Source organism: Pseudomonas sp. ADAK2 TE3594 (assembly GCF_053628675.1).
In genome coordinates this window covers 5,257,731-5,281,442 of record NZ_JBRJGV010000001.1, presented here as the reverse complement: position 1 = coordinate 5,281,442, position 23,712 = coordinate 5,257,731, and the positions used below count along the sequence as shown (strand labels likewise).

The 23,712-nt window shown below is 55.1% G+C and carries 35 protein-coding genes; 34 read left to right on the top strand and 1 reads right to left on the bottom strand.

Annotation, left to right across the window (positions count from 1 at the left end; all coding sequences use genetic code 11):
* Window positions 1-136: 136 nt before the first annotated feature.
* The 34 genes from rpsL (at window position 137) to bfr (ending at window position 20,629) form a co-directional block, all read left to right on the top strand.
* A complete protein-coding gene (gene rpsL, locus AB7M22_RS23750) occupies window positions 137-508 on the top strand; it encodes a 30S ribosomal protein S12 (protein ID WP_002555494.1) in 372 nt (123 codons plus the stop codon).
* 118 nt (window positions 509-626) lie between these two features.
* Entirely contained in the window at window positions 627-1,097 is a 471-nt protein-coding gene (gene rpsG / locus AB7M22_RS23745) for a 30S ribosomal protein S7 (RefSeq protein ID WP_002555493.1), read from the top strand.
* A 30-nt stretch (window positions 1,098-1,127) separates the two neighbouring features.
* Window positions 1,128-3,233, top strand: coding sequence for an elongation factor G (fusA, locus tag AB7M22_RS23740; RefSeq protein WP_083375647.1), 2,106 nt, complete (start codon window positions 1,128-1,130; stop codon window positions 3,231-3,233).
* A gap of 31 nt (window positions 3,234-3,264) precedes the next feature.
* Window positions 3,265-4,458: an elongation factor Tu gene (gene tuf, locus AB7M22_RS23735; protein WP_007896660.1), complete on the top strand. Its 1,194-nt coding sequence runs from the start codon at window positions 3,265-3,267 to the stop codon at window positions 4,456-4,458.
* A gap of 157 nt (window positions 4,459-4,615) precedes the next feature.
* On the top strand, window positions 4,616-4,927 hold the full coding sequence (gene rpsJ, locus AB7M22_RS23730) for a 30S ribosomal protein S10 (RefSeq protein ID WP_003186070.1): 312 nt from the start codon (window positions 4,616-4,618) through the stop codon (window positions 4,925-4,927).
* A gap of 80 nt (window positions 4,928-5,007) precedes the next feature.
* Window positions 5,008-5,643 carry a 50S ribosomal protein L3 gene (rplC, locus tag AB7M22_RS23725; RefSeq protein WP_003186059.1) on the top strand — a complete coding sequence of 212 codons (636 nt, stop codon included), beginning with the start codon at window positions 5,008-5,010 and terminating at the stop codon, window positions 5,641-5,643.
* Window positions 5,644-5,655: 12 nt separating this feature from the next.
* The gene (gene rplD / locus AB7M22_RS23720; protein WP_007896707.1) at window positions 5,656-6,258 is read left to right on the top strand and encodes a 50S ribosomal protein L4; all 603 of its coding nucleotides are present in this window, start codon (window positions 5,656-5,658) and stop codon (window positions 6,256-6,258) included.
* Window positions 6,255-6,554, top strand: coding sequence for a 50S ribosomal protein L23 (gene rplW, locus AB7M22_RS23715; RefSeq protein ID WP_002555488.1), 300 nt, complete (start codon window positions 6,255-6,257; stop codon window positions 6,552-6,554). Before rplD ends, rplW begins: the two co-directional genes overlap by 4 nt.
* Before the next feature lie 14 nt (window positions 6,555-6,568).
* Entirely contained in the window at window positions 6,569-7,393 is an 825-nt protein-coding gene (gene rplB / locus AB7M22_RS23710) for a 50S ribosomal protein L2 (protein ID WP_003176423.1), read from the top strand.
* A 16-nt stretch (window positions 7,394-7,409) separates the two neighbouring features.
* Entirely contained in the window at window positions 7,410-7,685 is a 276-nt protein-coding gene (rpsS, locus tag AB7M22_RS23705; protein ID WP_002555486.1) for a 30S ribosomal protein S19, read from the top strand.
* A gap of 13 nt (window positions 7,686-7,698) precedes the next feature.
* Window positions 7,699-8,031: a 50S ribosomal protein L22 gene (gene rplV, locus AB7M22_RS23700; RefSeq protein ID WP_003103908.1), complete on the top strand. Its 333-nt coding sequence runs from the start codon at window positions 7,699-7,701 to the stop codon at window positions 8,029-8,031.
* A 13-nt stretch (window positions 8,032-8,044) separates the two neighbouring features.
* Complete coding sequence (gene rpsC, locus AB7M22_RS23695; RefSeq protein WP_003176422.1) at window positions 8,045-8,731, top strand: 30S ribosomal protein S3; 687 nt, start codon at window positions 8,045-8,047, stop codon at window positions 8,729-8,731.
* Window positions 8,732-8,743: 12 nt separating this feature from the next.
* Entirely contained in the window at window positions 8,744-9,157 is a 414-nt protein-coding gene (gene rplP, locus AB7M22_RS23690; RefSeq protein ID WP_007896757.1) for a 50S ribosomal protein L16, read from the top strand.
* Window positions 9,157-9,348 (top strand): 50S ribosomal protein L29, encoded by a 192-nt coding sequence (gene rpmC / locus AB7M22_RS23685; protein WP_002555481.1) that lies wholly within the window; start codon window positions 9,157-9,159, stop codon window positions 9,346-9,348. The genes rplP and rpmC overlap by 1 nt, the downstream gene beginning before the upstream one ends.
* A 2-nt stretch (window positions 9,349-9,350) precedes the next feature.
* Window positions 9,351-9,617 (top strand): 30S ribosomal protein S17, encoded by a 267-nt coding sequence (gene rpsQ, locus AB7M22_RS23680; RefSeq protein ID WP_003176419.1) that lies wholly within the window; start codon window positions 9,351-9,353, stop codon window positions 9,615-9,617.
* A 23-nt stretch (window positions 9,618-9,640) separates the two neighbouring features.
* Entirely contained in the window at window positions 9,641-10,009 is a 369-nt protein-coding gene (rplN, locus tag AB7M22_RS23675; RefSeq protein WP_002555479.1) for a 50S ribosomal protein L14, read from the top strand.
* Window positions 10,010-10,020: 11 nt separating this feature from the next.
* Window positions 10,021-10,335, top strand: coding sequence for a 50S ribosomal protein L24 (gene rplX / locus AB7M22_RS23670; RefSeq protein ID WP_007896770.1), 315 nt, complete (start codon window positions 10,021-10,023; stop codon window positions 10,333-10,335).
* 20 nt (window positions 10,336-10,355) lie between these two features.
* A complete protein-coding gene (gene rplE / locus AB7M22_RS23665; protein ID WP_003176415.1) occupies window positions 10,356-10,895 on the top strand; it encodes a 50S ribosomal protein L5 in 540 nt (179 codons plus the stop codon).
* Window positions 10,896-10,908: 13 nt separating this feature from the next.
* Complete coding sequence (rpsN, locus tag AB7M22_RS23660) at window positions 10,909-11,214, top strand: 30S ribosomal protein S14 (protein ID WP_003176414.1); 306 nt, start codon at window positions 10,909-10,911, stop codon at window positions 11,212-11,214.
* A gap of 210 nt (window positions 11,215-11,424) precedes the next feature.
* Window positions 11,425-11,817 carry a 30S ribosomal protein S8 gene (gene rpsH / locus AB7M22_RS23655; protein WP_003186040.1) on the top strand — a complete coding sequence of 131 codons (393 nt, stop codon included), beginning with the start codon at window positions 11,425-11,427 and terminating at the stop codon, window positions 11,815-11,817.
* 12 nt (window positions 11,818-11,829) lie between these two features.
* Window positions 11,830-12,363: a 50S ribosomal protein L6 gene (gene rplF, locus AB7M22_RS23650; RefSeq protein WP_007896774.1), complete on the top strand. Its 534-nt coding sequence runs from the start codon at window positions 11,830-11,832 to the stop codon at window positions 12,361-12,363.
* 10 nt (window positions 12,364-12,373) lie between these two features.
* Window positions 12,374-12,724 (top strand): 50S ribosomal protein L18, encoded by a 351-nt coding sequence (gene rplR, locus AB7M22_RS23645; protein WP_003186037.1) that lies wholly within the window; start codon window positions 12,374-12,376, stop codon window positions 12,722-12,724.
* A gap of 3 nt (window positions 12,725-12,727) precedes the next feature.
* Entirely contained in the window at window positions 12,728-13,228 is a 501-nt protein-coding gene (gene rpsE / locus AB7M22_RS23640; RefSeq protein ID WP_003186035.1) for a 30S ribosomal protein S5, read from the top strand.
* A gap of 2 nt (window positions 13,229-13,230) precedes the next feature.
* Window positions 13,231-13,407, top strand: coding sequence for a 50S ribosomal protein L30 (gene rpmD, locus AB7M22_RS23635; RefSeq protein WP_003186033.1), 177 nt, complete (start codon window positions 13,231-13,233; stop codon window positions 13,405-13,407).
* Window positions 13,408-13,410: 3 nt separating this feature from the next.
* Window positions 13,411-13,848: a 50S ribosomal protein L15 gene (rplO, locus tag AB7M22_RS23630; RefSeq protein WP_454187947.1), complete on the top strand. Its 438-nt coding sequence runs from the start codon at window positions 13,411-13,413 to the stop codon at window positions 13,846-13,848.
* Window positions 13,849-15,177, top strand: a complete 1,329-nt coding sequence (gene secY, locus AB7M22_RS23625; protein ID WP_007896784.1) for a preprotein translocase subunit SecY — start codon at window positions 13,849-13,851, stop codon at window positions 15,175-15,177.
* A 27-nt stretch (window positions 15,178-15,204) separates the two neighbouring features.
* On the top strand, window positions 15,205-15,321 hold the full coding sequence (gene rpmJ, locus AB7M22_RS23620; RefSeq protein WP_002555468.1) for a 50S ribosomal protein L36: 117 nt from the start codon (window positions 15,205-15,207) through the stop codon (window positions 15,319-15,321).
* Between the two features lie 130 nt (window positions 15,322-15,451).
* Window positions 15,452-15,808, top strand: coding sequence for a 30S ribosomal protein S13 (gene rpsM, locus AB7M22_RS23615; protein WP_003186020.1), 357 nt, complete (start codon window positions 15,452-15,454; stop codon window positions 15,806-15,808).
* A 30-nt stretch (window positions 15,809-15,838) separates the two neighbouring features.
* Window positions 15,839-16,228: a 30S ribosomal protein S11 gene (rpsK, locus tag AB7M22_RS23610; protein WP_002555466.1), complete on the top strand. Its 390-nt coding sequence runs from the start codon at window positions 15,839-15,841 to the stop codon at window positions 16,226-16,228.
* Between the two features lie 18 nt (window positions 16,229-16,246).
* Window positions 16,247-16,867 (top strand): 30S ribosomal protein S4, encoded by a 621-nt coding sequence (gene rpsD / locus AB7M22_RS23605; RefSeq protein ID WP_003176404.1) that lies wholly within the window; start codon window positions 16,247-16,249, stop codon window positions 16,865-16,867.
* 22 nt (window positions 16,868-16,889) lie between these two features.
* Window positions 16,890-17,891, top strand: a complete 1,002-nt coding sequence (locus AB7M22_RS23600) for a DNA-directed RNA polymerase subunit alpha (protein ID WP_003186012.1) — start codon at window positions 16,890-16,892, stop codon at window positions 17,889-17,891.
* A 42-nt stretch (window positions 17,892-17,933) separates the two neighbouring features.
* Window positions 17,934-18,320 carry a 50S ribosomal protein L17 gene (rplQ, locus tag AB7M22_RS23595; RefSeq protein WP_007896790.1) on the top strand — a complete coding sequence of 129 codons (387 nt, stop codon included), beginning with the start codon at window positions 17,934-17,936 and terminating at the stop codon, window positions 18,318-18,320.
* Between the two features lie 240 nt (window positions 18,321-18,560).
* Entirely contained in the window at window positions 18,561-20,009 is a 1,449-nt protein-coding gene (locus AB7M22_RS23590; RefSeq protein WP_454187946.1) for a catalase, read from the top strand.
* A 155-nt stretch (window positions 20,010-20,164) separates the two neighbouring features.
* Window positions 20,165-20,629, top strand: a complete 465-nt coding sequence (gene bfr, locus AB7M22_RS23585; protein ID WP_007943775.1) for a bacterioferritin — start codon at window positions 20,165-20,167, stop codon at window positions 20,627-20,629.
* Window positions 20,630-20,692: 63 nt separating this feature from the next.
* Here the strand turns inward: bfr and uvrA are convergent, their stop codons facing one another.
* Complete coding sequence (uvrA, locus tag AB7M22_RS23580) at window positions 20,693-23,527, bottom strand: excinuclease ABC subunit UvrA (protein WP_008008903.1); 2,835 nt, start codon at window positions 23,525-23,527, stop codon at window positions 20,693-20,695.
* Window positions 23,528-23,712: the final 185 nt, after the last annotated feature.

Sequence of the window (23,712 nt, the reverse complement as noted above, 5' to 3'; positions counted from 1 at the left end):
AGGTCGGGGCCTTGCCTTGACTGGGGGCAAGATCCTCTTTAGACTCTTGTACCCCTAAATTTGGCGGGAATTCGTTCCTGCCATTTTGCTTTTCTTGCAAGACAATAGCGTCGCAAGACAACAGTGGAGCTAGTAGATGGCAACTATCAACCAGCTGGTACGTCAGCCGCGTAAGCGTATCGTCGAGAAATCCGACGTGCCTGCGCTGCAGAACTGCCCGCAACGTCGTGGCGTATGCACCCGTGTGTATACCACCACGCCGAAAAAACCTAACTCGGCACTGCGTAAAGTATGCCGCGTGCGTCTGACCAACGGTTTCGAGGTTTCCTCGTATATCGGCGGTGAAGGCCACAACCTGCAAGAGCACAGCGTGGTACTGATCCGCGGCGGTCGTGTAAAAGACTTGCCAGGTGTTCGTTACCACACCGTACGCGGTTCTTTGGATACTTCCGGCGTTAAAGGTCGTAACCAGGGTCGTTCGAAGTACGGTACCAAGAAGCCTAAGTAGTAGTGGCTTTTTGTAAAAACTGATTTTCTATTTTTCTGAGTCGATAAGAGTAAGGTCGGAGGCGTCCCGAAAGGGCACCGATTCCGAGCGAACCTGAAGACCGTTTGAGGGCTTATCCATGCCAAGAAGACGCGTAGCAGCCAAGCGCGAAGTGCTTGACGATCCAAAATACGGCAGCCAGATCCTGGCCAAGTTCATGAACCACGTAATGGAAAGCGGCAAGAAAGCCGTTGCCGAGCGTATTGTTTATGGCGCGCTGGAAAAGGTTAAAGAACGCAAGAACAGCGATCCCCTGGAAATCTTCGAGAAAGCTCTCGACGCCATCGCTCCGCTGGTCGAAGTAAAGTCGCGCCGTGTAGGCGGTGCTACTTACCAGGTTCCGGTCGAAGTTCGTCCGTCCCGTCGTAACGCTCTGGCAATGCGCTGGTTGGTAGACTTCGCCCGTAAGCGCGGCGAGAAGTCTATGGCTCTGCGTTTGGCTGGCGAACTGTTGGACGCTGCCGAAGGCAAAGGTGCTGCAGTTAAGAAGCGTGAAGACGTGCACCGTATGGCTGAAGCCAACAAGGCTTTCTCGCACTACCGCTTCTAATTTTAGCGTCACTAATTTTGCGAGGGCTTTATGGCTCGTACTACACCGATTAACCGCTACCGTAACATTGGTATCGTTGCTCACGTGGATGCTGGTAAAACCACCACCACCGAGCGCGTCCTTTTTTACACTGGCAAAAGTCACAAGATGGGCGAGGTGCATGACGGCGCCGCGACCACAGACTGGATGGTTCAGGAGCAGGAGCGTGGTATTACCATTACTTCTGCTGCCATTACCGCCTTCTGGCAGGGTTCCGAGAAGCAGCACAAGGACCAATACCGCTTCAACGTCATCGACACCCCGGGCCACGTTGACTTCACTATTGAAGTTGAGCGTTCCCTGCGTGTTCTCGACGGCGCGGTCGTTGTGTTCTGCGGCACCTCGGGTGTTGAGCCTCAGTCGGAAACCGTATGGCGTCAAGCCAACAAGTACGGCGTTCCACGTCTTGTTTACGTAAACAAGATGGACCGTGCTGGTGCCAACTTCCTGCGCGTGATCGGTCAGATCAAGCAGCGTTTGGGTCACACTCCGGTGCCAATCCAGTTGGCCATCGGTTCCGAAGACAACTTCCAGGGTCAGATCGATCTGATGGCTATGGAAGCTGTTTACTGGAATGACTCTGACAAAGGCATGGTTCCAGTTCGCAAGCCTATCCCTGCTGAACTGCAGGAACTGGCTGACGAGTGGCGCGGCAACATGGTTGAGGCTGCGGCCGAAGCCAGCGAAGAGCTGATGAACAAGTACCTCGAAGGTGAAGAGCTCACCAACGCGGAAATCAAGGCCGCTCTGCGTCAGCGTACTATTGCTGGTGAGATCGTTCTGGCTGTTTGCGGTTCTTCCTTCAAGAACAAGGGTGTTCCCCTGGTTCTCGACGCCGTGATCGACTACCTGCCGGCTCCTACCGACATTCCTGCCATCAAGGGTACTGACCCGGATGACGAGACCAAGGAAATGGAGCGTCACGCAGACGACAGCGAGCCGTTCTCGGCTCTGGCGTTCAAGATCGCTACCGACCCATTCGTGGGTACCTTGACCTTTGTTCGAGTTTACTCGGGCGTGTTGGCCTCCGGCGACGGCGTGATCAACTCGGTTAAAGGCAAGAAAGAGCGCGTGGGTCGTATGGTGCAAATGCACGCAAACGCCCGTGAAGAAATCAAGGAAGTACGCGCTGGTGACATCGCGGCCTTGATCGGCATGAAGGACGTCACCACTGGTGAAACTTTGTGCAACGCTGACAAGCCAATCATCCTGGTTCGCATGGACTTCCCGGAGCCGGTTATTTCGGTTGCCGTAGAGCCTAAGACCAAGGACGACCAGGAAAAAATGGGTATCGCTCTGGGCAAGCTCGCTCAGGAAGATCCATCTTTCCGCGTCAAGACTGATGAAGAGACTGGTCAAACGATCATCTCCGGCATGGGCGAGTTGCACCTGGACATCCTGGTTGACCGGATGCGCCGTGAGTTCAACGTCGAAGCCAACATCGGTAAGCCTCAAGTTTCGTACCGTGAGCGCATCACGAAGAGCTGCGAGATTGAAGGCAAGTTCGTTCGCCAGTCCGGCGGTCGTGGCCAGTTCGGTCACTGCTGGATTCGTTTTGCTCCTGCTGACGAAGGTCAGGAAGGTCTGCAATTCCTGAACGAAGTAGTGGGTGGTGTGGTTCCTAAGGAATACATCCCGGCTATCCAGAAGGGTATCGAAGAGCAGATGAAGAACGGCGTTGTTGCCGGCTATCCGCTGATCGGCCTGAAGGCTACCGTGTTTGATGGTTCCTACCACGACGTCGACTCCAACGAGATGGCGTTTAAAGTGGCTGCTTCCATGGCAACCAAGCAACTGGCCCAGAAGGGCGGTGGTGAGTTGCTTGAGCCGATCATGGCGGTAGAGGTTGTTACGCCTGAAGACTATATGGGTGACGTGATGGGCGACCTTAACCGTCGTCGCGGCATGATCCTGGGGATGGAAGACACGGTCTCCGGCAAAGTGATTCGCGCCGAAGTTCCGCTGGGTGAGATGTTCGGTTATGCGACCGACGTCCGTTCCATGTCCCAAGGTCGCGCAAGCTACTCTATGGAATTCAAAAAATACAATACAGCTCCGTCGCATATCGTCGAAACTGTTACCAAAAAACAAGGCTGATTCAGCCCCTTTAGGCTAGGAGTTAATTGTCGTGGCTAAAGAAAAATTTGACCGTACCCTCCCGCACGTCAACGTTGGCACCATCGGTCACGTCGACCACGGTAAAACCACGCTGACCGCTGCTCTGACTCGCGTCTGCTCCGAAGTTTTCGGTTCGGCCGTTGTTGCTTTCGACAAAATCGACAGCGCTCCGGAAGAAAAGGCTCGTGGTATCACCATCAACACCGCGCACGTTGAATACAACTCGCTGATCCGTCACTACGCTCACGTTGACTGCCCAGGTCACGCTGACTATGTGAAGAACATGATCACCGGTGCTGCTCAGATGGACGGCGCTATCCTGGTTTGCTCGGCCGCTGATGGTCCGATGCCACAAACCCGTGAGCACATCCTGCTGTCCCGTCAGGTTGGCGTTCCGTACATCGTTGTCTTCCTGAACAAGGCTGACATGGTTGACGACGCTGAGCTGCTGGAACTGGTTGAGATGGAAGTGCGCGATCTGCTGAGCACTTACGACTTCCCAGGTGACGACACTCCGATCATCATCGGTTCGGCTCTGATGGCTCTGAACGGCCAAGACGACAACGAAATGGGCACCACTGCCGTTCGTAAACTGGTTGAGACTCTGGACAGCTACATCCCGGATCCAGTCCGTGTTATCGACAAGCCGTTCCTGATGCCAATCGAAGACGTATTCTCGATCTCCGGTCGCGGTACTGTTGTAACTGGCCGTATCGAGCGCGGTATCGTCAAGGTTCAGGATCCACTGGAAATCGTTGGTCTGCGTGACACTACCGTCACCACCTGCACCGGTGTTGAAATGTTCCGTAAGCTGCTCGACGAAGGTCGTGCTGGCGAGAACTGCGGCGTTCTGCTGCGTGGTACCAAGCGTGACGACGTTGAGCGTGGCCAGGTTCTGGTTAAGCCAGGTTCGGTTAAGCCGCACACCAAGTTCGAAGCTGAAGTCTACGTTCTGAGCAAAGAAGAAGGCGGTCGTCACACTCCGTTCTTCAAAGGCTACCGTCCACAGTTCTACTTCCGTACTACTGACGTGACTGGTAACTGCGAACTGCCGGAAGGCGTTGAAATGGTAATGCCAGGCGACAACATCAAAATGGTTGTCACCCTGATCAAGACCATCGCAATGGAAGACGGTCTGCGTTTCGCTATCCGTGAAGGCGGTCGTACCGTCGGCGCTGGCGTCGTAGCCAAAATCATCGAGTAAGCTCTTTTTTGAGTAAGCTTCGATGAGTTGAAAAAGCCCCCGCTTAGCGGGGGCTTTTTTATTGGGTTGACACCTATATGGGGCGTCTATAGAATTGCGCCTCCTTTTAACGGGCGTATTGCGCTCGGTGGGAATAGCAGCCGGAGTCTGAAATCCAATGCAAAATCAGCAAATCCGTATCAGGTTGAAGGCTTTTGACCATCGCCTGATCGACCAATCCACCCAGGAAATCGTGGAAACCGCGAAACGTACTGGTGCTCAAGTGCGTGGTCCAATTCCACTGCCTACCCGTAAAGAGCGGTTCACCGTTCTGGTCTCCCCGCACGTCAACAAAGACGCGCGTGACCAGTACGAGATCCGTACTCATAAGCGCGTTCTGGACATCGTCCAGCCAACGGATAAAACCGTTGATGCACTTATGAAGCTTGATCTTGCGGCCGGTGTGGAAGTGCAGATCAGCCTCGGCTAAGACTCGGTCTTAGTCGTGTAACGCTCTGAAATGGGCGGCCATAGCGGGTGAAAGCCCCGTACACTCATGAGGTTTACAACATGACTATTGGTGTAGTCGGTCGTAAATGCGGTATGACCCGTATTTTCACCGAAGAAGGTGTCTCCATTCCGGTCACGGTCATTGAGATCGAGCCGAATCGCGTCACCCAGTTCAAAACTGAAGAGACCGATGGCTATCGTGCAGTGCAAGTCACTGTAGGCGAGCGTCGTGCTTCGCGTGTTACAGCTGCTCAGGCTGGCCACTTCGCTAAAGCGAACGTTGCCGCTGGTCGTACCGTAATGGAATTCCGCCTTGAAGAAGGCGAGTACCAGGCCGGCGATCTGATCAACGCTGAAATCTTCGCTGCTGGTCAACTGGTTGATGTAACCGGTCAGTCCAAAGGTAAAGGCTTCCAGGGTACGATCAAGCGTTGGAACTTCCGCGGGCAAGATAATACCCACGGTAACTCCGTGTCCCACCGCGTTCCAGGCTCTATCGGCCAGTGCCAGACTCCTGGTCGTGTATTCAAGGGCAAAAAAATGTCCGGTCATATGGGCGCTGAGCGCGTGACCGTGCAGTCCCTCGAAGTAGTGCGCGTGGACGCTGAACGCAATCTGTTGTTGGTCAAGGGCGCTGTTCCTGGCGCTACTGGCGGCAACTTGGTTGTACGTCCAGCAGCCAAGGCTCGCGGTTAAGGGGAAGCTGACATGCAATTAAATGTAAATGACGCTCAAGCGATCGAAGTTTCCGAACTGACATTTGGCGGCGAATTCAACGAGACGCTGGTTCACCAAGCAGTCGTGGCCTACATGGCCGGCGGCCGTCAAGGTAGCAAGCAGCAAAAGACCCGTTCCGACGTTCGTGGTGGCGGTAAGCGCCCATGGCGTCAGAAAGGTACTGGCCGTGCTCGTGCCGGTACTATCCGTAGCCCAATCTGGCGTGGCGGCGGTACCACTTTCGCAGCTCGTCCTCAGGATCACACCCAGAAGCTGAACAAGAAGATGTATCGCGCAGCAATGCGTTCCATCCTTGCTGAGCTGGTGCGTACTGATCGTCTGGTTGTGGTTCAGGACTTCGCTGTTGATGCACCGAAGACCAAAGATCTGCTGAACAAACTGACCGGCATGGGCCTGACTGACGTCTTGATCGTGTCTGAAGTGGTTGATCAGAACCTGTACCTGGCTGCTCGCAACCTGCCACACGTTGATGTACGTGACGTGCAAGGTTCCGATCCAGTTAGTCTGATCGCATACGACAAGGTGTTGATCACCGTGTCGGCCGTGAAGAAATTCGAGGAGCTGCTGGGATGAACCAGGAACGCGTATTTAAAGTTCTGCTTGGCCCGCACGTTTCCGAGAAGGCTACGGTTCTGGCTGACAAGAAAGGCCAGTTCGTTTTCAAGGTTGCAACTGACGCAACCAAGCTGGAAATCAAGAAGGCCGTCGAAAGCCTGTTCAGCGTGAAAGTAGAGCGTGTTACTACCCTGAATGTTCTGGGTAAGAGCAAGCGCACTGCTCGCGGTCTGGGCAAGCGTAATGACTGGAAGAAGGCAGTTATCTCCCTTCAGCCAGGCCAAGATCTCGATTTCAGCAGCAGTGCTGAGTAAGGAAGGGGTGCATCATGGCAATCGTTAAATGCAAACCGACTTCCCCTGGCCGCCGTTTTGTGGTCAAGGTGGTCAACCAGGAGCTGCATAAAGGCGCTCCTCACGCACCGCTGCTCGAGAAAAAATCGAAGACTGGTGGTCGTAACAACAATGGTCGTATTACCACTCGTCACATCGGTGGTGGCCATAAGCAGCATTATCGTCTGGTCGATTTCCGTCGCAACGACAAAGATGGCATCTCTGCCACTGTCGAGCGTATTGAATACGATCCAAACCGTACTGCTCACATCGCTCTGCTGCTGTACGCAGATGGCGAGCGTCGCTACATCATCGCCCCTAAAGGCGTGAGTGCTGGTGACCAGCTGATCGCAGGTGCTTTGGCACCGATCAAGCCGGGCAACGCTCTGCAACTGCGTAACATTCCAGTTGGTAGCACCGTACACGGCATCGAATTGAAGCCAGGTAAAGGCGCGCAAATCGCTCGTTCCGCTGGTGCTTCGGCTCAGCTGATCGCTCGTGAAGGTGTCTACGTGACCCTGCGTCTGCGTTCTGGTGAGATGCGTAAAGTGCTGGCTGAATGCCGCGCGACCCTGGGTGAAGTCTCGAACTCCGAGCACAGCCTGCGTTCGCTGGGTAAAGCTGGTGCCAAACGCTGGCGTGGCGTTCGCCCAACCGTTCGTGGTGTTGCCATGAACCCGGTTGACCACCCACATGGTGGTGGTGAAGGTCGTACCTCTGGTGGTCGTCATCCGGTATCGCCATGGGGCTTCCCGACTAAGGGCGCGAAGACTCGTGGTAATAAGCGTACCGACAAAATGATCGTCCGTCGTCGCAAGTAAATAGAGGGATACGACAGTGCCACGTTCTCTGAAAAAAGGTCCTTTTATTGATCTTCACCTACTGAAGAAGATCGAAGTGGCGGCGGAAAAGAACGATCGCAAACCAGTTAAGACCTGGTCGCGTCGCTCGATGATCCTGCCACAAATGGTCGGTTTGACCATTGCTGTGCATAACGGTCGTCAACATGTTCCAGTTCTCGTGAACGAAGACATGGTCGGCCACAAACTGGGCGAGTTTGCCGGTACCCGCACATATCGTGGGCACGTGGCAGACAAGAAAGCCAAGCGTTAAGGGGTAAGGAACGATGGAAGTAGCCGCTAAGTTGTCGGGCGCTCGAATCTCCGCCCAGAAAGCCCGCTTGGTCGCCGACCAGATCCGCGGGAAGAAGGTGGGCGAAGCGCTCAACCTGTTGGCTTTCAGCAGTAAGAAAGCCGCCGAGATCATGAAGAAAGTGCTGGAGTCGGCCGTAGCCAACGCCGAGCATAACGAAGGCGCAGACGTTGATGACCTTAAAGTCAGCACCGTTTTCGTCAACGAAGGGCGTTCGCTGAAGCGAATCATGCCACGTGCCAAAGGCCGTGCTGATCGCATCGTCAAGCGGTCTTGCCATATCACTGTCAAGGTTGCTGACAAGTAACGGAGTCGAAGAGATGGGTCAGAAAGTACATCCCATTGGCATTCGCCTGGGAATCGTCAAGGAGCACACCTCCGTCTGGTACGCAGACGGTCGGACTTATGCGGACTATTTGTTCGCTGATCTGAAGGTGCGTGAGTATCTCCAAGACAAACTAAAAAGCGCGTCCGTAAGCCGTATCGATATCCATCGTCCGGCTCAGACTGCACGTATCACCATCCACACCGCTCGTCCAGGTATCGTTATCGGGAAGAAAGGTGAAGATGTTGAGAAACTGCGTCAGGACCTGACCAAGCAAATGGGTGTGCCTGTGCACATCAATATCGAAGAGATCCGCAAGCCGGAGCTCGACGGTATGCTGGTTGCGCAGAGCGTAGCTCAGCAGCTGGAGCGTCGCGTAATGTTCCGTCGCGCTATGAAGCGCGCTGTTCAGAACGCCATGCGCATTGGTGCCAAAGGCATCAAAATCCAAGTGAGCGGTCGTCTCGGCGGTGCTGAAATCGCACGTACTGAATGGTATCGCGAAGGTCGTGTGCCACTGCACACCCTGCGTGCCGACATCGACTATGCCAACTACGAAGCTCACACCACTTACGGTGTGATCGGTGTAAAGGTTTGGATCTTCAAAGGCGAAGTAATTGGTGGTCGCCAAGAAGAACTGAAACCACAAGCACCAGCGCCTCGTAAAAAAGCTGCTAAGTAAGGGGTACGCCAAATGTTGCAACCAAAGCGTACGAAGTTCCGCAAGCAGATGACAGGCCACAACCGTGGTCTGGCTCAGCGCGGTAGCAAAGTCAGCTTCGGCGAGTTCGCGCTGAAGTCTGTAGCTCGTGGTCGTCTCACCGCTCGTCAGATCGAGTCAGCGCGTCGTGCTCTGACCCGTCACGTTAAACGTGGCGGCAAGATCTGGATCCGTGTATTCCCGGACAAGCCTATTTCCAAAAAGCCACTCGAAGTTCGGATGGGTAAAGGTAAGGGTAGTGTGGAGTACTGGGTTGCCCAGATTCAGCCAGGCAAAGTCCTGTATGAAATCGAGGGTGTTTCTGAAGAGCTGGCGCGTGAGGCTTTTGCCCTGGCTGCTGCAAAGCTGCCGCTCGCCACCGCCTTTGTTAAACGGACGGTGATGTGATGAAAGCGAATGAACTTCGTGAAAAATCCGCACAGCAGCTGAACGAGCAACTGCTCGGCTTGCTGCGCGACCAGTTCAATCTGCGTATGCAGAAAGCAACTGGCCAGTTGGGGCAGTCTCATCTGCTCTCGCAAGTTAAGCGTGACATCGCTCGCGTGAAGACTGTGCTCAACCAGCAGGCAGGTAAGTAATCATGGCTGAAGCCGAAAAAACTGTCCGTACGCTGACTGGCCGTGTTGTCAGCGACAAGATGGACAAAACCATCACCGTTCTGATCGAGCGTCGCGTTAAGCACCCGATCTACGGTAAATACGTTAAGCGTTCGACTAAGCTGCACGCGCACGACGAAACCAATCAGTGCCACATCGGCGACAAAGTCACTATTCGTGAAACTCGTCCTTTGGCCAAGACCAAGTCTTGGGCGCTGGTTGATGTTCTCGAACGCGCTGTGGAAGTCTAAGGACTAGGGGTCGGAGAAATTATATGATTCAGACTCAATCCATGCTCGATGTGGCCGATAACAGCGGCGCTCGCCGTGTTATGTGCATCAAGGTGCTGGGTGGCTCCCATCGTCGTTACGCTGGTATCGGTGACATCATCAAAGTTACCGTGAAGGAAGCAATTCCTCGCGGTAAAGTGAAAAAAGGCCAAGTGATGACTGCTGTAGTAGTCCGCACTCGTCACGGCGTACGTCGTGCTGATGGCTCCATTATCCGCTTTGATGGCAACGCTGCTGTTCTTCTGAACAACAAGCAAGAGCCGATCGGCACCCGTATCTTTGGGCCAGTGACCCGTGAACTTCGTACTGAGAAGTTCATGAAGATCGTCTCGCTCGCCCCAGAAGTGCTGTAAGGAGATCCGACATGCAAAAGATTCGTCGTGACGACGAGATCATCGTGATCGCCGGCAAAGACAAAGGTAAGCGCGGTAAGGTGCTTAAGGTTCTCGCTGACGACCGTCTGGTCGTTGGTGGTCTGAACCTGGTCAAGCGTCATACCAAGCCTAACCCGATGTCGGGCGTACAAGGCGGTATCGTCGAGAAAGAAGCGCCACTGCACGCTTCCAACGTTGCCATTTTCAACGGCGAAACCAACAAGGCTGATCGCGTTGGTTTTAAAGTAGAAGACGGCAAGAAAATTCGTGTCTTCAAGTCGACCCAAAAAGCGGTTGATGCTTGAACACTGCTAGGTAGAAGACCATGGCACGACTAAAAGAGATTTACTGGAAGGAAATCGCACCGAAGCTTAAGGAAGAACTTAAGCTTTCGAACGTGATGGAAGTTCCACGCGTTACCAAAATCACCCTGAACATGGGTCTGGGCGAAGCAGTCGGTGACAAAAAAGTCATCGAGCACGCTGTTGCCGACCTGGAAAAGATCACCGGTCAGAAAGTCGTTGTGACTTACGCTCGGAAATCCATCGCTGGCTTTAAAGTCCGTGAAGGTTGGCCGATCGGCGTCAAAGTGACTCTGCGCCGTGAGCGTATGTATGAATTCCTGGATCGTCTGCTGTCGATCTCCCTGCCTCGGGTTCGCGACTTCCGCGGCCTGAATGCCAAGTCCTTCGATGGTCGTGGTAACTACAGCATGGGCGTTAAAGAGCAGATCATCTTCCCGGAAATCGACTACGACAAGATCGATGCTCTCCGCGGTCTGGACATTACCCTGACCACCACTGCCAAGAACGATGATGAAGGTCGCGCTCTGCTGCGCGCTTTCAAATTCCCGTTCCGCAACTGATTGGAGTAGGAAAATGGCCAAGATGAGCATGAAAAACCGCGAGCTGAAGCGTCAGCTCACGGTTGCCAAGTACGCCAAAAAGCGTGCAGCACTGAAAGCTATCATCGTTGATCTGAACGCAAGTCCAGAAGCGCGTTGGGAAGCTACAGTAGCTCTGCAGAAGCAGCCACGTGACGCAAGCGCTTCGCGCATGCGTAACCGCTGCCGCCTGACCGGTCGTCCACACGGCGTTTACCGCAAGTTCGGCCTCGGCCGTAACAAGCTGCGTGAAGCTGCTATGCGTGGTGACGTACCTGGTCTGGTTAAAGCCAGCTGGTAAGCACTATCAAAGTCTCGGTGTTCGGGATCGCAAGATCCTGACCATCGGTGACCTTGAACTTGAATCAAGCCCCTATTGGGGCTTGATTCATTTGTGGGGTGTGTCTAGAATACCCGGCTCGCCTGAGCCCGTGCTTTTTTCGCGCGGATGTACTCGGCGACACGTAGTAGCCGCAAGGCTAATTTTTTGTGTATTAGGAGCGTCTAGCCCATGAGTATGCAGGACCCGTTAGCGGACATGCTAACTCGAATCCGTAATGCCCAGATGGCTGAAAAGTCCGTCGTAAGCATGCCATCTTCTACTTTGAAGGTAGCTGTTGCCAAAGTCCTGAAGGACGAAGGTTACATTGCGGGTTATCAGATCAGCAGCGAAATCAAACCACTGCTGTCCATCGAGCTGAAGTACTTCGAAGGCCGTCCGGTCATCGAAGAAGTGAAGCGCGTTAGCCGTCCAGGCCTGCGTCAGTACAAGTCCGTCGATGATCTGCCAAAAGTTCGTGGCGGTCTCGGTGTGTCTATCGTCTCCACCAACAAAGGTGTGATGACGGATCGTGCTGCGCGCGCTGCCGGTGTCGGCGGCGAAGTTCTTTGCACTGTGTTCTAAGGGGGGATAAGCATGTCACGCGTCGCTAAGAACCCCGTTAAGCTGCCAGCCGGTGTCGAAGTCAAATTCGCAGGCCAACAGCTTTCGGTGAAGGGTGCCAAAGGTACTCTTGAACTGAACATCCATTCGTCCGTTGAGATCGTTGAAGAAGCTGGTGAGCTGCGTTTCGCTGCTCGCAATGGCGATCAACAAACTCGCGCAATGGCTGGTACCACTCGTGCGTTGGTTAACAACATGGTCCAAGGCGTAAGCCAAGGCTTCGAGCGCAAGCTCCAGCTGGTCGGTGTTGGTTACAAAGCGCAAGCAAAAGGCACAGTGCTGAACCTGGCTCTTGGCTTCTCGCACCCAGTGGATTATGAACTGCCGGAAGGCATCACCGCTGAGACTCCTAGCCAGACCGATATCCTGATCAGGGGTATCGATAAGCAGCTGGTAGGTCAAGTGGCCGCCGAGATCCGCGACTTCCGTCCACCAGAGCCGTACAAAGGCAAAGGTGTGCGCTACGCGGACGAAGTCGTCCGTCGTAAAGAAGCCAAGAAGAAGTAGGGCATAGCAAATGACCGACAAAAAAGTTACTCGACTGCGTCGCGCTCGCAAAGCACGCCTGAAAATGCACGAACTCGAAGTCGTGCGTCTCTGCGTGTTCCGCTCGTCGCAGCACATCTACGCCCAGGTCATTTCGGCCGACGGCAACAAAGTCCTGGCAAGTGCCTCGACTTTGGATAAAGAACTGCGTGATGGGGCCACTGGCAACATCGACGCGGCCACTAAGGTTGGCCAGCTGGTCGCTACGCGTGCTAAAGCCGCTGGCGTCTCGCAGGTGGCTTTCGACCGCTCTGGCTTCAAGTACCACGGCCGCGTCAAGGCGCTGGCTGATGCTGCTCGTGAAGCTGGGCTGGAGTTCTAAGTTATGTCAAATAACGACCAAAAGCGCGACGAAGGCTACATTGAGAAGCTGGTTCAAGTTAACCGCGTAGCCAAAACCGTTAAAGGCGGCCGTATCTTCACTTTCACCGCGTTGACCGTGGTTGGTGATGGTAAAGGGCGTGTTGGCTTCGGCCGTGGCAAGTCGCGTGAAGTGCCTGCTGCGATCCAGAAGGCAATGGAAGCTGCTCGCCGCAACATGATCCAAGTTGATCTGAACGGCACCACTCTGCAGTACGCAATGAAGTCCGCCCATGGCGCTTCGAAGGTGTACATGCAGCCTGCTTCTGAAGGTACCGGTATCATCGCTGGCGGCGCTATGCGTGCTGTCCTCGAAGTTGCTGGCGTTCAGAACGTTCTGGCCAAGTGCTACGGCTCGACTAACCCGGTAAACGTGGTTCACGCCACTTTCAAAGGTTTGAAAGCTATGCAGTCTCCTGAATCCATTGCCGCCAAGCGTGGCAAAAGCGTCAAGGAGATCTTCTGATCATGGCTACCGTTAAAGTTACGCTGATCAAAAGCATGACCGGCCGCATCCCTAACCACAAACTGTGCGTTAAGGGTCTGGGTCTGCGTCGCATCGGTCACACTGTAGAAGTACTTGATACTCCCGAGAATCGCGGGATGATCAACAAGGCTTACTACATGCTGCGTGTCGAGGGTTAATCGATGAAACTCAATGATCTGAGTCCAGCGCCGGGTTCCCGTCGCGAAAAGCATCGTCCGGGCCGTGGTATCGGTAGTGGTTTGGGCAAGACCGGTGGCCGTGGCCACAAAGGTCAGTCCTCCCGCTCCGGTGGCACCATTGCTCCAGGCTTTGAAGGCGGTCAACAGCCGCTGCATCGTCGCCTGCCGAAGTTCGGTTTCGTTTCCCTGAAAGCCATGGATCGCGCAGAAGTGCGTTTGTCCGAGCTGGCTAAAGTGGAAGGCGACATCGTCACCGTGCAGTCCCTGAAAGATGCCAACGTGATCAACGTCAACGTTCAGCGTGTGAAAATCATGCTGTCCGGCGATGTTACTCGCGCTGTTACCATCGGAAAGGGAATCGGCGCCACCAAAGGTGCGCGTGCGGCTATCGAAGCAGCTGGCGGCAAGTTCGAGGAATAAATGGCTAAGCAAGGTGCTCTCTCTGCGCTCGGCAAAGGCGGTATGTCTGAACTCTGGGCTCGTCTGCGTTTTCTATTCTTGGCGATTATCGTCTACCGAATAGGCGCACACATCCCGGTTCCAGGTATCAACCCGGACCGACTCGCGGACCTGTTTCGACAGAATGAGGGGACCATTCTTAGCTTGTTCAACATGTTTTCCGGCGGCGCGCTGGAACGGATGAGCATCTTTGCATTGGGGATCATGCCGTACATTTCGGCATCGATCATCATGCAGCTGATGACCGCCGTCAGCCCGCAGCTGGAACAGTTGAAGAAGGAAGGTGAAGCTGGGCGTCGCAAGATTGCTCAGTACACCCGCTACGGCACTGTCGTCCTCGCTCTCGTTCAGGCAATTGGCATGTCCATTGGTCTGGCGGGGCAGGGTGTTGCGTTCACTGGTGACTTTGGCTTCCATTTCGTCGCGGTATCCACTTTTGTGGCTGGTGCGATGTTCATGATGTGGCTGGGTGAGCAGATTACTGAGCGTGGTGTTGGCAACGGTATCTCGATGTTGATTTTCGCAGGTATCGTCGCCGGTCTTCCGAGAGCGATCGGGCAGTCTTTCGAGTCTGCGCGTCAGGGTGATATCAACATTTTTGCCTTGGTTGCCATCGGTTTGCTGGCAGTAGCGATTATCGGTTTCGTGGTGTTCATTGAGCGTGGTCAGCGTCGTATTGCTGTTCATTACGCCAAGCGTCAGCAGGGCCGCAAGGTCTTTGCTGCGCAGACTAGCCACTTGCCGTTGAAGGTGAACATGGCCGGTGTTATTCCAGCCATTTTCGCGAGCAGCATTTTGCTGTTCCCGGCTTCGTTGGGTACCTGGTTTGGTCAGTCTGAAGGTATGGGCTGGCTGCAGGACATCTCGCAGTCGATCGCTCCTGGTCAGCCGTTGAATATTCTGCTGTTTAGTGCAGGGATTATTTTCTTCTGCTTCTTCTATACGGCGTTGATGTTCAATCCGAAAGACGTAGCGGAAAACCTGAAGAAGTCCGGTGCCTTTATTCCGGGCATCCGTCCAGGTGAGCAGTCTGCGCGCTACATTGATGGCGTTCTGACTCGTTTGACCCTGTTCGGTGCTCTATATATGACGGCCGTGTGCCTGTTGCCCCAGTTTCTGGTGGTTGCAGCAAACGTTCCGTTCTACCTTGGCGGGACCTCGTTGCTGATCGTGGTCGTGGTTGTGATGGACTTCATGTCTCAAGTACAATCGCACCTCGTTTCGCACCAGTACGAATCCCTGATGAAGAAAGCCAACCTGAAGGGTTACGGCAGCGGCATGTTGCGCTGAGTACCCATAAGGTTCGAGGAGTTGGTGATGAAAGTTCGTGCATCGGTGAAAAAGCTGTGCCGTAACTGCAAGATTATTCGCCGCGAAGGTGTTGTTCGAGTAATTTGCAGCGCGGAACCGCGTCACAAACAGCGCCAAGGCTGAGTGTGATTGTGCTTCAAGCCCGGCAGCTAGTGCGCTGCCGGGTTGATTATTTGTTATTACAGCGATATTATCTCGCGCCCTATTTCTTGGCTTCCGGGGCGTAGGTAGCTGTCAATTGGAGTCCCACTGAATGGCCCGTATTGCAGGCGTTAACATTCCAGATAACAAGCATACTGTTATCTCGCTGACCTACATCTATGGTGTTGGTCGCACTACTGCACAGAAAATTTGTGCAGTGACTGGGGTAAACCCAGCCGCAAAGATCAAAGATCTGAGCGACGAGCAGATTGAACAGCTGCGTGGCGAAGTGGCGAAGTTCACCACTGAAGGTGACCTGCGTCGCGAAATCAACATGAAAATCAAGCGTTTGATGGACCTCGGTTGCTATCGCGGTCTGCGTCATCGTCGTGGTCTTCCAGTGCGCGGTCAGCGTACCAAGACTAACGCGCGTACCCGTAAAGGTCCGCGTAAGCCGATCCGCAAGTAATCGCCCCAGCGAATCGACAGGAAATTAATCATGGCTAAACCTGCTGCTCGTCCTCGTAAAAAAGTTAAAAAGACAGTGGTTGATGGCATCGCCCACATCCATGCTTCTTTTAACAACACAATCGTGACCATCACCGACCGTCAAGGCAACGCTCTTTCCTGGGCTACCTCCGGTGGTTCGGGTTTCCGCGGTTCCCGCAAGTCCACCCCGTTTGCTGCTCAAGTAGCTGCTGAACGTGCTGGTCAAGCTGCGCTGGAATACGGCCTGAAAAACCTCGACGTTAACGTCAAAGGTCCAGGCCCAGGTCGTGAATCTGCAGTCCGCGCTTTGAACGGCTGTGGCTACAAGATCGCCAGCATCACCGACGTGACGCCAATCCCGCACAACGGGTGCCGTCCGCCGAAGAAGCGCCGCGTGTAATCCAGGAGATTGTAAAGAATGGCTCGTTACATTGGTCCAAAATGCAAACTCGCTCGTCGCGAAGGCACCGATCTCTTTCTGAAGAGCGGCGTGCGCGCGATCGAATCGAAGTGCAACATCGAAGCAGCACCTGGTATCCACGGCCAACGCCGCGGTCGCCAGTCCGATTACGGCACCCAACTGCGTGAAAAGCAGAAGGTCCGTCGTATCTACGGCGTTCTCGAGCGTCAATTCAGCGGCTACTACAAAGAAGCTGCTGGCAAGAAAGGCGCAACTGGCGAAAACCTGTTGCAGCTGCTCGAATGCCGTCTGGACAACGTTGTATACCGTATGGGTTTTGGCTCTACTCGTGCCGAATCCCGTCAGCTGGTATCGCACAAGTCGATCAGCGTTAACGGTCAGACCGTAAACGTTCCGTCTTACCAGGTTCGTGCTGGTGACGTGGTCGCAGTTCGCGAGAAAGCAAAGAACCAACTTCGCATTGTCCAAGCTCTCGATCTGTGTGCCCAACGTGGCCGCGTAGAATGGGTAGAAGTAGACACTGAGAAGAAGTCGGGCGTTTTCAAGAACGTTCCAGCTCGCAGTGATCTGTCCGCCGACATCAACGAAAGCCTGATTGTCGAGCTCTACTCCAAGTAAGGGCTAGAAAATAGGTGCATCCATGCAGATTTCGGTAAATGAGTTCCTGACACCCCGCCATATTGATGTGCAGGTTGTCAGTCCAACCCGCGCCAAGATCACTCTCGAGCCTCTCGAGCGTGGTTTCGGCCACACCCTGGGCAACGCGCTGCGCCGCATCCTGTTGTCCTCAATGCCCGGCTGTGCAGTAGTCGAGGCCGAGATTGACGGTGTGCTCCACGAGTACAGCGCCATCGAAGGTGTACAGGAAGACGTAATTGAAATCCTGTTGAACCTTAAAGGTCTGGCTATCAAGCTGCACGGTCGAGACGAAGTTACGCTGACCTTGTCGAAGAAGGGTTCGGGGGTGGTTACCGCTGCCGATATTCAGCTGGATCATGATGTCGAGATCGTTAACCCCGATCACGTAATCGCTAACCTGGCGTCTAACGGCGCCCTGAACATGAAGCTCACCGTAGCTCGTGGTCGTGGTTATGAACCGGCAGACTCGCGTCAGAGCGATGAAGACGAAAGCCGCAGCATCGGTCGCTTGCAGCTTGACTCTTCGTTCAGCCCGGTTCGCCGTATCGCATACGTGGTGGAAAACGCCCGTGTCGAACAGCGTACTAACCTGGACAAGCTGGTTATTGATCTGGAAACCAACGGTACCCTGGATCCTGAAGAGGCTATCCGCCGTGCTGCAACCATTCTGCAACAGCAGTTGGCTGCGTTCGTCGACCTCAAAGGTGACAGTGAGCCAGTGGTTGTTGAGCAGGAAGACGAGATCGATCCGATCCTGCTTCGCCCGGTTGACGATCTGGAACTGACTGTACGTTCGGCTAACTGCCTTAAGGCGGAAAACATCTACTACATCGGTGACCTGATTCAGCGTACCGAAGTAGAGCTGTTGAAGACTCCGAACCTTGGCAAGAAATCCTTGACTGAAATCAAGGACGTTCTGGCCTCCCGCGGTCTGTCCCTCGGCATGCGCCTCGACAACTGGCCGCCTGCAAGTCTTAAGAAGGACGACAAGGCGACTGCCTGATCGTCGTAATCACCGAACGTTGTGTTTGGTAAGGAATGAACCATGCGTCATCGTAAAAGTGGTCGTCACCTGAGCCGCACCAGCTCGCACCGCAAGGCCATGTTTCAAAACATGGCGGTGTCGCTGTTCGAGCACGAGCTGATCAAAACTACACTGCCAAAAGCCAAAGAACTGCGCCGCGTTGCTGAGCCGCTGATCACTTTGGCCAAGACAGACAGCCTGGCTAACCGCCGTCTGGCTTTCGACCGTACTCGTTCGAAAGCTATCGTTGGTAAGCTCTTCAACGACCTGGGCAAGCGTTACGCTACCCGTGAGGGTGGCTACCTGCGCATCCTCAAGTGCGGTTTCCGCACTGGCGACAACGCGCCTATGGCGTACGTCGAGTTGGTTGATCGTCCTGTCGGCGGTGAAGCTGTATCCGCTGAGTAAGACGTCAGTCTGAAACAAGGAACCGGGCCTAGTGCCCGGTTTTTTGTGCGTGTAAGAAAAAGCGCTGTTCGTACAAGCTTCCTTGCGGTTCATGCCTTCAGTATATGAGCGGGATTGTTGGTAGTATTTTTCTATTGATGTCTGCAAATTAATGAATTTGTAGGTGCCATGATTGATGATCAATACTCCCTTCCACGCCGATTAGCCGGTAGTTCCGAAACTGACAAAGGATGAGATCGCATGAGCCAGAATAAAACGCTTACGACCGCCAGTGGCGCTCCTGTCGCCGACAACCAGAATTCCCGCTCCGCCGGCCCTCGTGGCCCTTTGCTGCTCGACGATTTCCACCTGATCGAGAAGCTTGCGCACTTCAACCGTGAAAACATCCCTGAGCGTCGTGTGCACGCCAAAGGTTCGGGTGCCTACGGTACGTTCACCGTGACTCGCGATATCACTCAGTACACTAGCGCCAAGCTGTTTGAGTCCGTCGGCAAACAAACTCCGACCTTCCTGCGATTCTCCACTGTAGGTGGCGAACGTGGTTCGGCTGACACCGAGCGTGATCCGCGCGGTTTCGCCCTGAAGTTCTACACAGAAGAAGGCAACTGGGACATCGTTGGCAACAACACGCCGGTGTTCTTCGTTCGCGACCCGCTGAAATTCCCCGACTTTATCCACACCCAAAAGCGCCTGCCGCAAAGCAACCTGAAAAGCGCGCAGGCGATGTGGGATTTCTGGTCGCATTCGCCTGAGGCGTTGCACCAGGTCACTATCCTGTTCTCGGACCGTGGCATCCCTGACGGCTATCGCCACATGCATGGCTTCGGCAGCCACACCTACAGCCTGATCAACGCCAATGGCGAGCGTCATTGGGTGAAGTGGCACTACAAAACCAGGCAAGGGATCAAGAACCTCGCTCCTGCAGACGCGGCGCGCTTGGCGGGTACCGATCCGGATTACGCACAACGCGACCTGTTCGGCGCCATTGAGCGCGGTGACTTCCCGAAATGGAGTGTCAATATCCAGATCATGACTGAGGCCCAAGCCGAGGCTCATTACGAAAACCCGTTTGACGTGACCAAAACCTGGTCGCAGAAAGAGTTTCCGCTGATCGAAGTGGGTGAGTTGGAGCTCAACCGTAATCCGTTGAACTACTTCGCTGAAGTCGAGCAGGCGGCGTTCGGTCCGAGCAATATGGTCCCGGGCGTCGGTCTGTCGCCTGACCGCATGCTGCAAGGTCGCGTGTTCGCTTACGCTGATGCTCACCGCTACCGTGTGGGGACCAATCACCAGCAGCTGCCGGTGAATGCGCCTCGCAGCCCGGTCAACACTTACCAGCGCGATGGCTCCATGGCGTTTGGCGCCAATGGTGGCGCAGCACCGAACTACGAGCCGAACAGCTACGTAGAGTCACCGAAACAGACACCGCGCTACGCGGAACCCGCTTTGGCCTTGAGTGGCGCGGCTGATCGTTACGATCATCGCGAAGATACCGACTACTACAGCCACGCAGGTGCGCTGTTCCGCTTGATGAGCGATGAGCAGAAAACTCTGCTGATCAGCAATATTGCCGGCGCAATGGCTGGTGTTTCCAGCGATGTGGTTGATCGCCAATTGCAGCATTTCTTCAAGGCCGACCCGGCGTATGGAGAAGCAATCGCAAAGGCTCTCAACGTACAGCTTAACTAAGTCTAAACGATAAGCAGAACCGCCCTCATTTGGGCGGTTTTTGCGTTATTTAAACTGCTTTTCTCAGAATATCTTCGCTTTTATAGCGTCGGGCGAGTGACCTTCCGGTCAGGTTGGTTCAAACTACAGACTTTCAAGCAGGGAGATGTAGGGCGATGCAAGGTCACCCAGACGTAATCGATTACCTCAACACGTTGCTGACAGGCGAACTGGCAGCCCGTGATCAATATTTCGTCCATTCGCGGATGTATGAGGACTGGGGTTTCACCAAGCTCTACGAACGTATCAACCACGAGATGGAAGAAGAAGCCGGGCACGCTGATGCCTTGATGCGTCGAATTCTGATGCTCGAAGGCACGCCTCGCATGCGTCCGGACGACCTTGATGTTGGCACCACTGTGCCGGACATGCTCGCCGCTGACCTGCGCCTGGAATACAAAGTCCGCGCCGCGCTCTGCAAGGGCATCAAACTCTGCGAGCAGCACAAGGACTATGTCAGCCGCGAGATGCTGCGGGTTCAATTGCATGACACTGAAGAAGACCACACCTACTGGCTTGAAAAGCAGATGGGTCTGATCAAGTTGATCGGTCTCGAGAATTACCTGCAATCCCACGCCTGATTGCATCGATACAAAAAGCCCCTGTCACTGAGCAAGTGACAGGGGCTTTTTTTGGAGCCGGATTCAGGCCCGATCACGCTCCAGCAGTGGCTTGAGGTAGAAGCCGGTATGCGACTGCTTCATCTCGGACACCTCTTCAGGCGTTCCGACGGCAATGATCTGCCCACCCTTGGAACCGCCCTCCGGCCCCAGGTCCACCAACCAGTCGGCGGTCTTGATCACATCCAGGTTGTGCTCGATCACTACCACGGTATTGCCGTGGTCGCGCAGACGATGCAACACGTCGAGCAGTTGCTGGATATCCGCAAAGTGCAGGCCGGTGGTCGGCTCATCGAGGATGTACAGGGTCTTGCCGGTATCGCGCTTGGATAGCTCACGAGACAGTTTCACCCGCTGGGCTTCACCGCCGGACAGCGTCGTCGCCGATTGCCCCAGCTTGATGTAGGAAAGGCCTACGTCCATCAACGTCTGAAGCTTGCGCGCCAAGGCTGGAACCGCGTCGAAGAACACCCGGGCTTCCTCGATGGTCATCTCGAGGGTTTCGTGGATGCTCTTGCCCTTGTACTTGATCTCCAGCGTCTCGCGGTTGTAGCGCTTGCTCTTGCAGACGTCGCACGGGACATAGATGTCTGGCAGGAAGTGCATTTCCACCTTGATCAGGCCATCACCCTGACAAGCTTCGCAGCGTCCGCCCTTCACGTTGAAGGAGAAACGCCCCGGCCCGTAACCGCGGGAGCGCGATTCCGGCACGCCGGCGAACAACTCGCGAATCGGCGTGAACAGCCCGGTATAGGTCGCGGGGTTGGAGCGCGGCGTGCGACCGATCGGGCTCTGGTCGATGTCTACAACCTTGTCCAGATGTTCCAGGCCTTTAATGCTGTCGTGAGCAGCCGCTTCCAGGGTCGTTGCCCCATTGAGTGCCGTAGCGCTCAAAGGAAACAGAGTGTTGTTGATCAACGTTGACTTGCCCGAGCCGGAAACACCCGTCACGCAGGTCAACAGGCCGATCGGAATCTCCAGATCGACGTTGCGCAAATTGTTGCCGCGAGCGCCCTTGAGGGCCAGCGACAACTTCTTGTTACGCGGCGTGCGTTTGGCTGGCACTGCGATCTTCACCCGCCCCGACAAGTACTTGCCGGTCAGCGAATCAGGGTGAGCCATGACCTCGGCCGGCGTACCTTCGGCGACGATATGCCCACCGTGTACACCCGCGCCCGGGCCGATATCCACCACATAGTCGGCCAGACGAATCGCGTCTTCGTCGTGCTCGACCACGATCACCGTGTTACCGATGTCCCGCAGGTGCTTGAGGGTGCCCAGCAACCGGTCGTTGTCCCGCTGGTGTAGGCCAATTGACGGTTCGTCGAGGATATACAGAACCCCCACGAGGCCGGCGCCGATCTGGCTGGCCAGGCGGATACGCTGGGCCTCACCGCCGGACAGCGTGTCGGCACTGCGATCCAGTGACAGATAGTCCAGGCCAACGTTGACCAGGAACTGCAGGCGCTCGCGGATTTCCTTGAGAATCTTGTCGGCAATTTCGCCACGGCGGCCGGTCAGCTTCAGCACGCCAAAATATTCACAGGCGTCGCCGATTGGCAGATTGGTCACCGCCGGCAAGGTCTTCTCGCCAACCCAAACGTGCCGCGCCTCGCGACGCAGACGGGTACCGCGGCAATCCGGGCAGGGTTGGGTGCTGAGGAATTTGGCCAGTTCTTCACGGACCGAAGCCGATTCGGTTTCGCGGTAGCGGCGTTCCAGGTTTGGCACGATGCCTTCGAACGGGTGCGAACGTTTGACGATGTCGCCACGGTCGTTCAGGTATTTGAAGTCGACGTTCTGCGAGCCGCTGCCATGCAGGATGAACTTCTGCTGATCGGCCGGCAGGTCGTTGAACGGCACTTCAAGGCTGAACTTGTAGTGCGAGGCCAGCGAGCCAAGCATCTGGAAGTAATAGACGTTGCGCCTGTCCCAGCCGCGAATCGCACCTTCGGCCAGGGTCAGTTCACCGTTCACCAATCGTTTGGTGTCGAAGAATTGTTTAACCCCCAGGCCATCACAGGTCGGGCAGGCGCCGGCCGGGTTGTTGAAGGAAAACAGCTTGGGTTCCAGCTCGCTGATGGCGTGGCCACAGATAGGGCAGGCAAAGCGCGCGGAGAAGATGATTTCTTCGCCGGGCTCGTCGTCCATTGGCGCCACCAGCGCAATACCGTCCGCCAGTTTCAGCGCGGTCTCGAACGATTCGGCCAGGCGTTGTTGCAGATCAGCGCGAACCTTGAAGCGGTCGACCACGACGTCGATCGAATGCTTCTTCTGTTTATCCAGCTTCGGCAGCTCGTCCAGCTCGCACAATCTGCCGTTGACCCGGGCTCGTACAAAACCCTGGGCGCGCAGTTCTTCGAAGACCGAAAGATGTTCGCCTTTGCGCTCGCGGATCACCGGGGCCAGCAGCATCAGTTTGCTGCCCTCCGGTTGTGCCAGCACCAGGTCGACCATCTGGCTGACGGTCTGGGCTTCCAGCGGAATGTCGTGATCCGGGCAGCGCGGAATACCGACGCGAGCGTAGAGCAGGCGCAGGTAGTCGTAGATTTCGGTAATGGTACCAACCGTCGAGCGCGGGTTGTGCGAGGTCGACTTCTGTTCGATGGAGATCGCTGGCGACAGACCTTCAATGGTGTCGACGTCAGGTTTTTCCATCATCGACAGGAATTGCCGGGCGTAAGCCGACAGCGATTCGACATAACGGCGCTGACCTTCGGCGTACAGCGTGTCGAAGGCCAGGGACGACTTGCCGGATCCGGACAGGCCGGTGATGACGATCAGTTTGTCCCGTGGCAGGGTCAGGTCGATGTTCTTCAGGTTGTGGGTTCGGGCCCCACGAATCAGGATCTTGTCCAAAGTGGCCTCGCTCGGCGGGCGTCGAAAACGTAGGAGTATACGGCCAAATACTGGATGGATGCACACTATCAAATGCGGGGCGCGCAGCCTTGCATGAAGACTGTGTCATCTGTGCGCGTCATAGCGTCGCGATATACCCCGTCAATCGATGGGACTGGTAGAATCGCCGCCGGTTCACATGAGGT